At 66.2% G+C, this 13,763-nt stretch carries 14 protein-coding genes and 1 tRNA gene; 6 read left to right on the forward strand and 9 right to left on the reverse strand.

The features are described from left to right. The first annotated feature begins 67 nt into the window (after positions 1-67). Positions 68-598: a peptidylprolyl isomerase gene (locus ASE12_RS11830; protein WP_056400654.1), complete on the forward strand. Its 531-nt coding sequence runs from the start codon at positions 68-70 to the stop codon at positions 596-598. Next, the gene (locus ASE12_RS11840; RefSeq protein ID WP_200955009.1) at positions 595-1,458 is read left to right on the forward strand and encodes a rhomboid family intramembrane serine protease; all 864 of its coding nucleotides are present in this window, start codon (positions 595-597) and stop codon (positions 1,456-1,458) included. The genes ASE12_RS11830 and ASE12_RS11840 overlap by 4 nt, the downstream gene beginning before the upstream one ends. A gap of 75 nt (positions 1,459-1,533) precedes the next feature. On the opposite strand, the gene ASE12_RS11845 is transcribed toward ASE12_RS11840, so the two are convergent. Then, positions 1,534-1,779, reverse strand: coding sequence for a cell division protein CrgA (locus ASE12_RS11845; RefSeq protein WP_200955010.1), 246 nt, complete (start codon positions 1,777-1,779; stop codon positions 1,534-1,536). Positions 1,780-1,865: 86 nt separating this feature from the next. Between ASE12_RS11845 and ASE12_RS11850 the strand changes: the two genes are divergently transcribed. Continuing rightward, the gene (locus ASE12_RS11850; protein ID WP_056400668.1) at positions 1,866-2,603 is read left to right on the forward strand and encodes a DUF881 domain-containing protein; all 738 of its coding nucleotides are present in this window, start codon (positions 1,866-1,868) and stop codon (positions 2,601-2,603) included. Here ASE12_RS11850 and pknB read toward each other — a convergent pair. The 6 genes from pknB to ASE12_RS11880 form a co-directional block, all read right to left on the reverse strand. Further along, positions 2,600-4,384 carry a Stk1 family PASTA domain-containing Ser/Thr kinase gene (gene pknB / locus ASE12_RS11855; RefSeq protein WP_056400669.1) on the reverse strand — a complete coding sequence of 595 codons (1,785 nt, stop codon included), beginning with the start codon at positions 4,382-4,384 and terminating at the stop codon, positions 2,600-2,602. The two genes, ASE12_RS11850 and pknB, sit on opposite strands and share 4 nt — an antisense overlap. A gap of 103 nt (positions 4,385-4,487) precedes the next feature. Further along, positions 4,488-5,960 (reverse strand): penicillin-binding protein 2, encoded by a 1,473-nt coding sequence (locus ASE12_RS11860; protein ID WP_056400670.1) that lies wholly within the window; start codon positions 5,958-5,960, stop codon positions 4,488-4,490. Further along, positions 5,957-7,330: an FtsW/RodA/SpoVE family cell cycle protein gene (locus ASE12_RS11865; RefSeq protein ID WP_056404793.1), complete on the reverse strand. Its 1,374-nt coding sequence runs from the start codon at positions 7,328-7,330 to the stop codon at positions 5,957-5,959. Before ASE12_RS11865 ends, ASE12_RS11860 begins: the two co-directional genes overlap by 4 nt. Further along, positions 7,327-8,622, reverse strand: coding sequence for a PP2C family serine/threonine-protein phosphatase (locus ASE12_RS11870; protein WP_056400671.1), 1,296 nt, complete (start codon positions 8,620-8,622; stop codon positions 7,327-7,329). The genes ASE12_RS11865 and ASE12_RS11870 overlap by 4 nt, the downstream gene beginning before the upstream one ends. A gap of 3 nt (positions 8,623-8,625) precedes the next feature. Next, on the reverse strand, positions 8,626-9,096 hold the full coding sequence (locus tag ASE12_RS11875) for an FHA domain-containing protein (protein WP_056400673.1): 471 nt from the start codon (positions 9,094-9,096) through the stop codon (positions 8,626-8,628). Beyond that, positions 9,097-9,819, reverse strand: a complete 723-nt coding sequence (locus ASE12_RS11880) for a DUF3662 and FHA domain-containing protein (protein WP_056400675.1) — start codon at positions 9,817-9,819, stop codon at positions 9,097-9,099. A gap of 144 nt (positions 9,820-9,963) precedes the next feature. Here ASE12_RS11880 and ASE12_RS11885 point away from each other — a divergent pair. Both ASE12_RS11885 and ASE12_RS11890 read left to right on the forward strand, forming a co-directional pair. Next, a tRNA-Leu gene (locus tag ASE12_RS11885) sits at positions 9,964-10,046 on the forward strand. A gap of 583 nt (positions 10,047-10,629) precedes the next feature. Next, on the forward strand, positions 10,630-11,157 hold the full coding sequence (locus ASE12_RS11890; RefSeq protein ID WP_056400679.1) for a hypothetical protein: 528 nt from the start codon (positions 10,630-10,632) through the stop codon (positions 11,155-11,157). An 11-nt stretch (positions 11,158-11,168) separates the two neighbouring features. Here ASE12_RS11890 and ASE12_RS11895 read toward each other — a convergent pair whose 3' ends face one another. Both ASE12_RS11895 and ASE12_RS11900 read right to left on the reverse strand, forming a co-directional pair. After that, complete coding sequence (locus ASE12_RS11895; protein WP_056400682.1) at positions 11,169-12,560, reverse strand: deoxyguanosinetriphosphate triphosphohydrolase family protein; 1,392 nt, start codon at positions 12,558-12,560, stop codon at positions 11,169-11,171. Between the two features lie 65 nt (positions 12,561-12,625). After that, a complete protein-coding gene (locus ASE12_RS11900) occupies positions 12,626-13,006 on the reverse strand; it encodes a hypothetical protein (RefSeq protein WP_056400685.1) in 381 nt (126 codons plus the stop codon). Positions 13,007-13,216: 210 nt separating this feature from the next. Between ASE12_RS11900 and ASE12_RS11905 the strand changes: the two genes are divergently transcribed. Then, complete coding sequence (locus ASE12_RS11905; RefSeq protein ID WP_056400688.1) at positions 13,217-13,723, forward strand: hypothetical protein; 507 nt, start codon at positions 13,217-13,219, stop codon at positions 13,721-13,723. The last annotated feature ends 40 nt before the right edge of the window (positions 13,724-13,763 follow it).

Genomic DNA, 13,763 nt, shown 5'->3' on the forward strand with positions numbered 1-13,763 from the left:
CACCCGCCGTCCCGACGGCCTTGGCGACTCGTGAAAAGATGGGCGCAGCAACCGAAAGGAATCCCCTGTGGCCTCGCAGCTCATCGCGACCTTCACGACCAACCACGGCGCCATCGTCGTGGAGCTCTTCCCCAACCACGCCCCCAAGACCGTCGACAACTTCGTCGGCCTCGCCGAGGGCACCAAGGACTGGATCGACCCGGCCACCGGCCAGATCTCGAACAAGCCGTTCTACGACGGCCTCGGGTTCCACCGCATCATCCCCAACTTCATGCTCCAGGGCGGCGACCCGCTCGGCACCGGCACCGGCGGACCCGGCTACGAGTTCGAGGACGAGTTCCACCCGGACCTGCAGTTCAACAAGCCCTACCTGCTGGCGATGGCCAACGCCGGACCGGGCACCAACGGCTCGCAGTTCTTCATCACGCTCGTGCCGACCGACTGGCTCAACCGCAAGCACACGATCTTCGGTGAGGTCGTCGACGCCGACAGCAAGGCTGTCGTCGACGCGATCGGCGCGGCGCCGACGGACGGCTTCGACCGCCCGATCGAGCCCGTCGTCATCGAGAAGCTGACGATCGAGCGTCGCGAGGCGTGAACCTCCCAGCTTCGGACTATCGCTGCTACCGGCACCCTGACCGCGAGGCCTACATCTCGTGCCAGCGCTGTGAGCGGCTGATCTGTCCGGAGTGCATGAACGACGCGTCGGTGGGGTTCCAGTGTCCGTCGTGCATCGCCGAAGGAGCCAAGTCCGTACGGGCTCCCCGGACGATGGCCGGCGGCCTGGTCTCCTCCAACGTCGGAACCGTGTCGTTGGCGCTGATCGGCGTCAACGTCGCGGCCTACCTGCTGACCCGGGCCACCGGTGGCACCGACGGCAGCGTGTTCCAGCACGGTGCGATGCTGGCCGAGTCGAGGTTCAACCTCGACGGAGAGCTCCTCAAGGGCGTCTCCGACGGGGCCTACTGGCGGCTCCTGACCTCGGCGTTCCTGCACGAGAACATCCTGCACATCGCCTTCAACATGTACGCGTTGTACCTCTTCGGCCCGTTCGTCGAGCAGGCGCTCGGGCGGGTCCGCTTCATCGCCGCCTACCTGACGATGTCAGTGGGCGCCTCCGCCTTCGTCTACTGGCTGTCGGACCCGGGGACGCTGACGATCGGCGCCTCCGGCGCGATCTTCGGCCTGTTCGGCATGGCGCTGATCCTGTTGCTCAAGGCCAAGCAGGACGTCACGACGCTGCTCGTGCTGCTGGGCATCAACGCATTCCTCAGCACGCAGGGCAACATCAGCTGGCAGGGCCATCTCGGTGGCTTCGTCTTCGGCTGCCTGCTGGGCGTGGTCTTCGCGTACGCCCCGCGTGAGCGCAGGTCACAGGTGCAGGCCCTGGCGATGGTCGCCGTGTGGATCGGGATCATCGTCGCGGTCGTGCTCAGGACCCAACAACTCACCGGTTAGTCCACAGGTGTGAATGACACCCGTGTCATTATCAACAGCTGTGCACACAGGTGTGGATAACTACACCCGTGTAATTCACTCCCACTTCATGGCGAAGCCGAAGGCTGCCACGATGAAGCCCATGCCGACGACGAGGTTCCAGCTGTCGAGGTCGTCGTACCACTGCAGCCACGACGGGTAGTCGATCGTCTGGTTGCTCAGCGTGTAGAAGACGACGATCCACACGAGCCCGATGACACCCGACGTGACCATCGCGGGACCTGCCCAGCGGTTGCCGATCTTCTGGGGTTTCGGTGCCTTGGGGGCCTTGTCTTTCGCCACGACGTCTCCGGATGGTTGCTGCGGCTGGAGCCGCATCGGTAGGTGCTCTCGGATAGCCTAGGCCATCGAGTGAAGAGGAGTTCGGCATGGCGAAGGCGGGGAGCCACGCGCGCCAGCGTTGGCCCGTTGCCGTGCTGGGGATCTTCGTGTTCATCGGGCTCCTGTTCGCCGCGGGGAGGGTCAGCGCCGACGGTGGTGACCTCCGTCCGGCCGGCGGCGATCCCGCTTCACTGGCCCAGGAACGCGCCAAGCGCGTGGACCAACGCCGGGCGGATGCCAGGCACTTGCGCTCCGACATCGAGGACCTCTCGGCCAGTGTCTCCAGCGCCACCGTCAAGAAGCTCCGCGCCCAGGCGAAAGCCCTCGAGGAGCCGTCCGGCCTGACGGCAGTCGAGGGCCCCGGCATCCGGGTGACCCTCAACGACGCCCCGCCCGATGCCAACCCGCCCGACGGCACGAATCCCAACATGCTGTTCGTGCACCAGCAGGACATCCAGGCCTACGTCAACGCCTTGTGGGCCGGAGGTGCCGAGGCAGTCACGCTGCAGAGCCAGCGGTTGATCTCGACGACCGGCATCAAGTGCGTCGGAGCGACCGTGGTCCTCGACGGCGTGCCCTACTTCCCGCCCTACGTCATCGAGGCGATCGGTGACGTGGCCTCGATGAACACCGCCCTCAACACGTCACCGTCGACGATCCTGTTCGCCCAGTACGCGAGCGACTCGCAATACCAGCTCGGCCTCAAGATCGAGGACGTCGACAACGTCAAGGCCCCTGCCTACGCCGGAACCGTCAGCCTGCGTTTCGCCAAGCCGACGAGCTAGCCGTCGGTGCCGTCGGCCTCGGTGCCGAGCACCCCGGCCCCGTCCGCGTCGGCGGCACCCGGGTCGGTGTCCTCTCCAGGGTTGGCCGACACCGTCAGCTGCACGGTGGAGCCGGGTGCGACCTTCTCGTTGGGCGCGACGTTCTGCGCCGTCACGATGCCCTCCGGCTGCTGAGCACTGGGATCGTCCTTGGTGGTGACCTTGAGCCCCGCGTCCTTGAGGGTCTTGGTCGCCTGCTCGACCGTCTGACCGACGACGTTGGGCACGGTGACCTGGCCCTTGGAGACGAACAAGGTCACCTCCGACCCGACGTCGACCGGCTCGCCGGCGAACGGCGTCGTGTTGATCACCACACCACGGTCGGCGCTGTTGTCGACCCATTCGCGCTTGACCTTGAACTTGCCCTCGCCGCTCTCGAGCTGGTCCTTGGCGACCTTGTACTGGAGCTGGCTGACGTCGGGCATCTTGACCTTGTCAGGACCGGTGCTGACCACGAGTGTGATGCTGCTGCCCTCGTCGGCCAGCTCGCCCGCGGGCGGGTCGGTCTCGATCACGAGTCCTTCATCGACCTCGCTGCTGGCGCGTTCCTCGGTCTTGGAGCTGACCACGAACTTGTTGTCCCGCTCGAGGATGCGCGTGGCCGACTCGACGGTCTTGCCGGTGACGTTGGCGACCTTGAACTGGGTCGGCTCCGCCGGTGACTCGGTGGCCTTGTAGATCGCGAACGCGATGCCGGCCAGCAGCAGCACGGCGATCGCGCCGATGATCCACCACTTGGCGCGGCTCTCGGGCTCGTCCTCGTCGGGATCGGGCTCGGCCCGACGGGCGCCGCCGGCGACGGGCAGCACGGGTGCCGCGGGAGCGACGGCGGTGGCTCCGCTGACGACGGCGGTGGCCGCGGTCGGCGCCTCGACGGCCTGACCGGCGAGCACCCGCTCGATGTCCTTGCGCATGTCGGCGGCGCTTTGATAGCGGTCCTCGACGCGCTTGGCCAGCGACTTCGCGACGATGTTGTCGATCGCGGCGCTGACGTCGGGGTTGAGCTGCGACGGGGGCCGGGCCTCCTCGCGTACGTGCTGATAGGCCACCGAGACGGGGCTGTCGCCCACGAAGGGCGGGCGTCCGGTGAGCAGCTCGTAGAGCAGGCAGCCGGTGGAGTAGATGTCGCTGCGGGCGTCGACCGTCTCGCCGCGAGCCTGCTCGGGCGAGAGGTACTGGGCCGTGCCGATGACCGCGGCGGTCTGCGTCATGGCCGACGAGGTGTCGGCGATCGCGCGGGCGATGCCGAAGTCCATGACCTTGACCTGGCCGGACGGGGTCAGCATGACGTTGGCCGGCTTGATGTCGCGGTGGATGATGCCGGAGCGGTGGCTGTAGTCGAGCGCGCTCAGCACGTCGGCCGTGATCGAGAGGGCGCGCTCGGGCAGGATCTTGCGGCCGTTCTCGGCGCCACGCAGGATGTCGCGCAGGGTCTGGCCCTCGACGTACTCCATGACGATGTAGGGCACGTGGCTGCCGTGCTTGTCGATCGACTCGCCGGTGTCGTAGACCGCGACGATCGACGGGTGGTTGAGCGCGGCCGACGACTGGGCCTCGCGCCGGAAGCGGGCCTGGAACGTGTCGTCCGCAGCGAGGTCGCCGCGGAGCTGCTTGACCGCGACGGTACGGCCGAGGCGCAGGTCGCGCCCGACGCGTACATCGGCCATGCCTCCGCGTCCGAGCAGACCGCCGAGCTCGTAGCGGTCGCCCAGGCGGATGGTCTCGTCGCCGGATTCGGTCATGGTGTCAGTCTCCCAGACGTGGGTGTGAGCGGGTGGTGGTGTCGGAACCGAGCCGAAGGCGCACCGTCGCCAAGCTCGCGCGTGGACTCAACAAGTTGGTAGGTCATTTTCCGAGCACAGCCTCCATGACGGACTTCGCGATCGGGCCCGCGAGGCGTCCGCCGGCGATCTCGTCGCGGGCGGTGTCGCTGGACTCGACGAGCACTGCGACGGCGACCTTGGGGTCGTCACCCCCAGCGAACGACACGAACCAGGCGTAGGGCGGTCGGTCGGGGGTCGACTGCGCGGTGCCGGTCTTGGCGCCGACGTCGACGCCGGAGATCTGGGCCGACGTGGCGGTGCCGCGGGTGACGGTGCTGACCATCATCTCGCGGAGCTTGGCGGCGTTGGCGTTGCTCATGGCCTCGCTGAGGCGCTCGGGCTTCGCCTGCTCGAGCACGCTGAGGTTGGGCGCGCGCACGGTCTTGACGACGTACGGCTTCATGACCTCGCCGCCGTTGGCGATGCCCGCCGCGACCATCGCCATCTGCAGCGGTGTCGCGGCGACCTCGTACTGGCCGATGCCGGACTGGGCGAGCGACGTCCGCTCGAGCCGGCCCCCGCCGGAGGTGAAGCGGCTGGCGTTGGCGGCGAGGCCGTCGATCGGATCGGTGCCGAACCCGAACTTGGCGGCCTGCTCGTTGAGCTTCTCCTGGCCGATCTTGCCGGCCAGGGCACCGAACGCCACGTTGCACGAGACGTTGAGCGCCTGCTCGAACGTGATGCGGTCGCCGCCGCAGTTGCCGCCGTTCTCGTTGGGCAGCGTGTAGGACGTGCCCGGGAACGTGAGGCGGGCGCCGGCCTTGATCTTGTCGTCGATGTTGTCGACGACGCCGTTCTCGAGCGCCGCGGCGGCGGTGACGAGCTTGAAGGTCGAGCCGGGCGGCAGGGTCTGCTGCGTCGCCCGGTTGAGCATCGGCTGGTCCTTGTCGCGGGTGTAGGCGTTGTAGGCCTTCTGCACCGCGGTGAAGTCGTGGCTCGCCAGCTTGTTGGGGTCGTACGACGGCTGGTTGACCATCGCCAGGACCGCACCGGTCTGCGGGTTGATCGCGACGACCGAGCCCTTGGTGTCCTTGCCGAGCCGGGCGAGACCCTCGGCGGCGGCCTTCTGCGCGAGCGGGTCGATCGTCAGCTCGACGCTGCCGCCCTTGGGCTGCTTGTTGGACACGAGGTCGACGACGCGGTTGACGAACAGCCGGTTGTCGCTGCCGGAGAGCACCCGGTTCTGCGAGTACTCGAGCGCGCTGGAGCCATAGATGTAGGAGAACGAGCCGGTCAGCGACGCATAGAGCTTGGCGTCGGGGTAGCGCCGCTGGAACTTGTACTCGTCCTTGGACTTGACGCTCTCGGCGACCGGATCGCCGTCGACGAGGATCGCGCCGCGGTCGCGGGAGAACTCCTCGTCGATCACGCGCCGGTTGTTGGGCTTGGAGTTGAGGCTGTCGGCCTCGACGAACTGCACGTAGTTGATGTTGAGCAGCAGTGCTGCGAACAGGACGAGACAGGCGATGGCGATGTTGCGGATCGGGCGGTTCACGAGAGCTTCACCACCTGGGTCTCCTCGTCACTGGCGAACGTGGAGATCTCGGGGGCGGGGCGACGGGTCTGGTCGCTGATGCGCAGGAGCAGGCCGATGATCGCCCAGTTCATGACGACGGACGAGCCGCCCTGCGCCATGAAGGGCGTGGTCAGACCAGTCAGCGGGATCAGGCGGGTGACGCCGCCGATCACGACGAAGACCTGCAGGGCGAACGAGAACGCGAGACCCGCGGCGAGCAGCTTGCCGAACGCGTCGCGGCAGGTCAGCGAGATGCGGAGACCGCGTTCGACGATGAGGCCGTAGATCACGATGATCGCCATGAGCCCGGTCAGCCCGAGCTCCTCACCCATCGACGCGGCGATGAAGTCCGAGAACGAGTACGGCGTCAGCTGCGGGCTGCCCTGCCCCAGGCCCTGACCGAGGATGCCGCCGTGGGCCAGGCCGAACAACCCGTTGATCACCTGGCCGTTGCGGTCGGGGTCGGAGAACGGGTCGAGCCAGGCGTCGAAACGTACGCGGACGTGCTCGAAGCCGAGGTAGCCGAGATAGGCGCCGGCGCCGAACAGCAGCGCACCGACGACGAGCCAGCCGGGGCGCTCCGTGGCGACGTAGAGCATCACCACGAACAGGCCGAAGAACAGCAGCGACGAGCCGAGGTCGCGCTGCAGGACGAGGATGCCGACGCTGATCAGCCAGCCGGCGAGGATCGGCCCGAGGTCGCGGCCTCGCGGCAGGTCGATGCCCACGATGCGCCGGCCGGCCAGGGCCAGGGCGTCGCGCTTGACGACGAGGTAGCCCGCGAAGAAGATCGCCAGGCACACCTTGGCGGCCTCGCCGGGCTGGAAGCTGAACGGTCCGAAGTTGACCCAGATGCGCGCGCCGTTGATCGTACGGCCGAAGTGCGGCAGCAGCGGCAGGATGAGCAGCGCGATCGCGGCGAGGCCGAACGTGTAGGTCAGGGTCTGGAGCCGGCGGTGGTCGCGCACCAGCATGAGGATGCCGGCGAACGCGCAGATGCCGATCGCCGTCCACACGAGCTGGGAGTTGGCGAACGCGGCACGGTTGGGGTCGATCTGCTGACGACCGAGGTCGAGGCGATAGATCATCGCGAGGCCGAGCCCGTTGAGGGCGATGACCAGCGGCAGGAGGACGGGGTCGGCGTAGGGCGCGACGCGGCGGACGATCAGGTGCGTCGCGATGGCGACGACGATGAGCGCGCCGCCGAGCTTGTAGGTGTCCGCCGGGATCGTGCCCTCGACGCCGAGCCCCACCGCGGCGTAGGCCGCGATGCCGATGAACACGGCGAGCACGGTCAGGAAGAACTCGGCTCCCCGCCGTTTGCGAGGAACCCAGGCGGGTGCGGTCATCGCTGCCATGCCGTGTTGGACGCCGTCGACTTGGTCGTCTTGGTCGGCGTCGGCTTCTTGGAGGGGGTCGGGCTGGGTGTCGGCACGACGGCGAGCTGGTCGAGCTCGGCGACGGTCTTCTCGGCGTCGGCCTTGCTCGAGGCCTCGATGCCGGCCTCGACCTGCTGGCGGCGGAACGCCGGGAGGCTGCTGAGCTCGACGTCGGTGACCTGTTCGACGTGCTGCAGCGTGATGCCGGGGATGTCGGCCTGGACGCCCTTGTAGATCGTGACCTTGCCGTCCTGGGCGGCGACGAAGTACTGCTTCTGTGACCAGTTGTAGGCCAACGCGCCGGCGGCGCCGAGGATCACCGCGACGACCACGGCGGCAGCCGCCCACCGGATCCAGCGCCTGCGGCTCGGGGGCTGTGGCGCGTAGCGGAGCTCCTCGGGGTCGGGTGAGGAGCTCGCGGAGGTGGAGGCGTCGGTGCCGCTCGTGCCCTCGCCCGTACGCGGTCGGGCCTGACCGGCCGCCGCACCCACGAGCTGTGGCCGACCGTCGGCTGACGACAGCCGCTCGTCGGGAGCCGTGCCGGCCTCGACGAACTCGCCGATCACGACGGTCACGTTGTCGTAGCCGCCGGCCTCGAGCGCGAGGCGTACGAGCTCGGTCGCCGCCATGTCGATGGTCTCGGACTGCAGGGCGCCGCGGATGACCTCGTCGGTCACCATGTCGGTGAGCCCGTCGCTGCACAGCAGGTAGCGGTCGCCGAGCATCGGCTGCACCCAGCTGAGGTCGGCGGCGTTGTCGTCGCGACCGAGCATGGCGCGCAGGATGAGCGAACGATGCGGGTGGACCCGGGCCTCGGCCGGCGAGATCCGGCCCTCGTCGATCAGGCTCTGGACGAACGTGTGGTCCTTGCTGATCTGGGTGAGCTCGCCACCGCGGAGGCGATAGACGCGCGAGTCGCCGATGTGCGCGAAGGCGAACTTCTCGCCGTCCCACAGGAGCGCGTCCAGGGTCGTACCCATGCCCTCGACCGCGGGGTCCTCGGCGATGAGCTGGCCGAGGCGGGCATTGGCCTTGCTGACGGCCTCCTCCAACGCGGCGACCGCATCGCTGTCGAGGTCGTCTCGGTCGAGCTCGCGGATGATGTGCATGACCTCTGACGAGGCGAGGTCACCGGCCGCGGCGCCGCCCATGCCGTCGGCGATGACCAGCAGGCGCGGGCTGGCGTAGCCGGAGTCCTGGTTGCCGGATCGGCGCAGGCCGGTGTCGGTGTGCGCGACGTAGCGAAAGGTCAGTGCGGTCATGGGCTACTTCTGCAGCTCGACGATGGTCTTGCCGAGCCGCACGGCGATGCCGAGGCCGATCGGGACGGGCGACGTGATGCGCTGGCTGCCGAGATAGGTGCCGTTGGTCGAGCCGAGGTCCTCGACGAACCACTGCTCGCCGTTGGTCGCGAACCGTGCGTGCCGCGTCGACACGTAGTCGTCGTCGAGACGGATGGCGGCGTCCGTGCCACGGCCCAGCAGGATCGGCTTGTCGCCGAGGGGCACGCTCTGGCCGGCGTTGGGTCCCGACACGACCTGCAGCTTGGTGGGTACGCCGCGGGGAGCCTTGCGGTTCTTGGGCTTGGCCGGCGCCTTGCTCTTGGCGGGCTTGGGCGCCGAGCTCGCCTTGGTGCCGAAGATGTCCGAGCGGATGACCGACACCGCGGACAGCACGAACAGCCACAGCACGGCGAGGAAGCCGAGCTTGATCAGCGTGAGAGTGAGCTCTGACATCTACTGGGCCGCCTCGGTCATGCGGATCACGATCACCGTGTTGCCGAGCCGGATCTCGGACCCGTCGGTGACGACGCCCGTGGCGACCTTGTGACCGTTGAGCACCACCCCGTTGGTGGAGTTGAGGTCGACGATCGTCACAGTGGTCTCGGCTCCGCTCTGGTGGATCTTGATCTCCGCATGCCTGCGGGAGATGCCCGGGTCGTCGATCTTGAGGTCGGCCTCGTTGCCGCGGCCGATGACGACGCCCGGAGGACTGATCGGGTGCTTCATGCCGTTGACCTCGAGCAGCACGTCGGAGCTGCGGATCGCGGTCTCGGTCATGCGCTGTCCGACGACCGGGGTCACGGACGCGTTGGTCTTGCTGCGTACGCGGAAGCGGCCCGTGCTCAGCTCACCGGTCTTGGTGAACGAGATCTCGAGCGGGCCGGCCATCGTGTAGCGCTGCTCGCTGACGTGCTCCTTGACGAGGGTCGCCAGCTCGTCGGCCAGCGTCGTGCTGAACGGGTTGAGCCGGTCGAAGTCGGGCGGGGACAGCTCGACGGTGAAGACGTTGGGCACGAGCATCCGCTCGCGCGACAGGATGTGGGCCGAGTTGTCGACCTCGCGCTGCAGGGCAGCCGCGATCTCGACGGGCTGCACGGCACTGCGGAACGCGCGGGCGAACGCGCTGGTCACCGCGCCCTCGAGGCGTTGTTCGAATCGCTGCAGCACCCCCGCCATCAGCCTCCGCCTTTCCGGTTGTCGTGGTTCTACCCTGCGATCGTATCGGGAGCGGCCATCCTCGCTACTTTGCCGCAGGGACGGGCGTGAGGAATCGCACCCGAATCAGCCTGTTAGACTTGCGAACCGGTCCTACGGGACCACGCGCGGGTGGCGGAATGGTAGACGCGCTGGCTTCAGGTGCCAGTGTCCGCAAGGGCGTGGGGGTTCAAATCCCCCCTCGCGCACAAGAGTTAAGAACCAACAGCACGTTGCCGAGATCCCTCAGGGTCTCGGCAACTGTTGCAAGTGGGGGATTTGAGGAGGAAGGCGCTCAGCGCCTGACGGGGTCCCCCCTCGCGCACAGATGGCAACAGGGTTCCGACACGGTTTTCGTCGGGGCCCTGTTGTCATCCGTTTGGAATTGGACGATCGGGAGGGGGACTGCGGGGCGGTTGTTGGTTCCTCGAATAACAACAGGATGGCGCCTCACGCACAGAACGCTGGATGCTGTTCTGTGCGCGGTCAGCGCGCGGGCAGGTACGGCCGCATGCAGCCGAAAGAACTGCCTCCTTCCCGTATGGTTCAGGGTGTGATCTTGATGATCGAAGATGTCGGCGGTCACCCCCAAGAGTTCGCGCGATGGGGGTTTCAAACGCATGAGAATGTTGGCTCGCCGAGGCCCGGGCACCAGAAGTATTCCGAGATCGGCCGGTCGGCCATCACGCACGAAGGAGCGAATGAACCCGGTGTCGAGGGCGCAAGACCGTTTTGGATGAACGGGACGTGCGCGGTCGCCGTGAGAGCCTTCAGCGCCACTCCGGATGCGACGTGAACAATTCGGACGGGCGCGGCTCAGGTTGGTTCGAGCACGAGCGCAAGTTTTTGGTCGAGGATCTCGGCATCCTTGCGGGATCGACGGGCTACCTCGTCGAGCAGGGCTATCTGTGGCAGGGCGATGGTTATGAGATCCGCGTTCGTACGGCCGTGTCCGATGCGCCATCGGCGGCCGGCGAGGAGCATCGGGTCGCTCTTCTCACCTTGAAGGGCCCACCTGACGATCGCACTCGGATGGAGCGGGAGCTCGACATACCGTTCGAGCACGCTATGCGGTTGCTTGAGATGGCGCCGAATCGTCTAAGGAAGACGCGCTACGAGCCTGTGATTTCGTCGGGTGAGGTTTGGGCTGTCGATGTCTTCCATGACGACAACGAGGGTCTCGTGTTAGCGGAGCTGGAGGGTTCGTTGAAGGCGGTCGGCGACGCTGGCCAGCCGTGGTGGTGCGGCTCAGAAGTTACGAACGATCCCCGATACAGCAACGCCGCGCTGGCAGCTGCTCCGTGGACTACCTGGAATTGAACCGCCGCCGGTCAGAGGTTGTCGGTGAAGGCCCCGAGGTCCACGCCGGACATACGTCGGTAGAGGTTGCTGGCCTGCACTTCAGTCAGAGATGACACGTGGTCTACGCAGACACGTAATACGGGCTCCGTGTCCAAGTCTTCGCGATAGGAGATGGGCAGGAGGCGCTTCGGCTCCGCGTAGTACCAGTCCAGCAGGCTCGTCACGATCGTCTCTTGGCCGTGCTGCTGGGTAGCGAGACGCGGGTTGTTGATGACGTAGGTCCAGATGAGTTCCTTGAGTAGGTTGCATAGAAGGCGCAGGTCGTCCGGAACTTCAAGGATTGCGTTGTAACGGGTGTGCGGCAAGGCCTCATCGATGACAGTCAAACTGACGTCGCCGAGCAGCGACGTGATCAGCCGGCTGTTGGCTGAGGCCAGATTTACTCGGCCATCAAAGGAGTCGCTGTGGCGCGTGCGAATTCGGAGCAGTTCCTGAAGCTGCACGAACGCCGCGAGCGCGGCGCTCTCGTCGTACGCGCGGCCGGCCTTGACCCACTTTTTCTTGACACCGGCCAAGAACGCGCTGAGGTCGTCAGACACCGAGTCGATGGTGATCGAATCGGCCGTCGCCTCCTCGTCGAACTCAAGCAGCCGATCGAGAGGTATCGCCCCGCTCCGGAAGAAGTCGAGCAGGTCGTGGCAGGCGTAGGTAACGTCGTCAGCCCAGTCCATGATCTGTTCCTCGATGGGACGGTCAGCGTACTTGCGCCCGTTGAGGATCCAGTCGCCAATGTCAGCCTCGGTCTTGTAGAAGCCGAACTTCTTGCCGCGGTCGATCTGCTTGCCATGGGGTTGTCGGTGGCTGAACTTGAGGGACCCGTCGTCGCGTAGCCAGGGGTATTTGGTGGTGGCGTCCAAGGCTGCGCGAGACAGGTGAAGCCCGGGCGATGTTCGTTTGTGAGCTTCGAGGTGGGTAAGGATCCGCAGGTTCTGGGCGTTGCCTTCGAACCCGTCGGAAGCGGGATCGTTCTCATTGCCACACAATCTCTTCATGGCCGCGTCCAGAGCGACCTCGCCCGCGTGGCCGAAGGGTGGGTGTCCGAGGTCGTGTGCGAGGCAGGCTGTTGCCACCAGGTCGGGGTCAGGCCCTCCCTGTTCGCACGCGAAACGCTCCGCCAGTCTGCGGCCGACCTGGGTGACCTTGAGGCTGTGCGTCAGGCGAGTGTGGAATTGCCCTGCTTCACCAGCCGAGACGACCTGCGACTTGCCAGCCAACGCTGCGAACGCGCTGGAATAAAGTACCCGGTCGTGGTCGTGCTTGAACTGGTTCCGGGGGTCATTTCCGCTCGCGTCGTCGGAGGACGTGTGTCGGTCCTGTTCGACATCTTCATCGGTGTACCCCGGGGGTGCCTGGTCGGTCACGGACCGTAGCGTATCGCCGATACACGTAACCGGACCTGATATCCGGATGGTTCGGACTGCATCTATCAGACGAGCTTCGTGGCCCGCTCCACCATTTCAGTGAACTCGCCGTTCCATGCTGCTCGGACGGCCTTCGAGCGCTCACTCAGCGTTAGCCCGGTGCGTGTTGTGTCGATGACGCCGAGATTGTCTAAATCATTGAGAACGGTCACCACCGATGGGACGAGGCTTCCTGCCACGAACTCTGTGTAGGGCTCCAGGTTCTCTAGCCTCGCAGCCTTCACAAGGCTGACGAGCCGCAACCATGCGAGTGGCGAACCGGTTTCATCCTCGTTCGCTGCGATCAGGGCTAGGACGCCGCGATGTAGGGCCGGAATGCCACCAAAGGTCTCCGGGAACTCCGTTATAGGCGGGATGGTCGGTCGCTCGATCGCCGCAATAGTCATTTCGCAGCCCTATGTCTTCCCATAGCAGTGGACGTTAGTTCGTTCATGCAAGACGCGCTAGAGAACCGAGAGTTTTCCTTGTCACACCCGACCCTCCCTAGTAGATTCCTTCTTTGCCCAACTTTGTGTATCGGCAAGTAGTCGTCTCTACGTCAAGTTTGGCACCTAGGTGTGACAATTTCGCTCATAACGCGCCGGACGGAGGGGTGTATGGCACAACGTCCCACGTACACGATTGACGGCGTCGCCCACTACTCCTGCGCTGACGCGGCGGTCATTCTCTGCACAAGCGCAGTAACTGTTCGAGAACTCGGTGTCCGGAGCGAGCTGGAAGGCAGGCGCGCGCCGAGAGGCAAGCGCCAGTGCTGGTACTTCACTGTGACGTCCGTTGAGACATTCAAGAAGCGACACGGCATCTTTCCCACCGCCAAAGCCAGAGCCAGGGACACCCTCGAGCGGAGTTCACACCCGACCAAGGTCGACGCACATTCGAGCAGGCACCGCGAACTACAGCTTGAGGCGGTGATCCGCGCCCAAACAATCGCGATCACCCAACTCACGTTGGCAGCCGCCGCGGAAGCGCGGGCGGCCAAACATCTGGAGGCCGCCCTGTCCGAGCGCCGTCAGTCAGCGGAGCATCTACGAAGCGCGGTGCAGGAGTTCGCCGAAACAACCGGCCAGGAAGGCATCCCCAGCAATGTGGCCGACCTGATCTAAGCCGTGCTCTGACCTAGAGGTCACGCAAGCGCGGCAGGCA

The organism is Aeromicrobium sp. Root236, from assembly GCF_001428805.1.
GTDB lineage: Bacteria > Actinomycetota > Actinomycetes > Propionibacteriales > Nocardioidaceae > Aeromicrobium.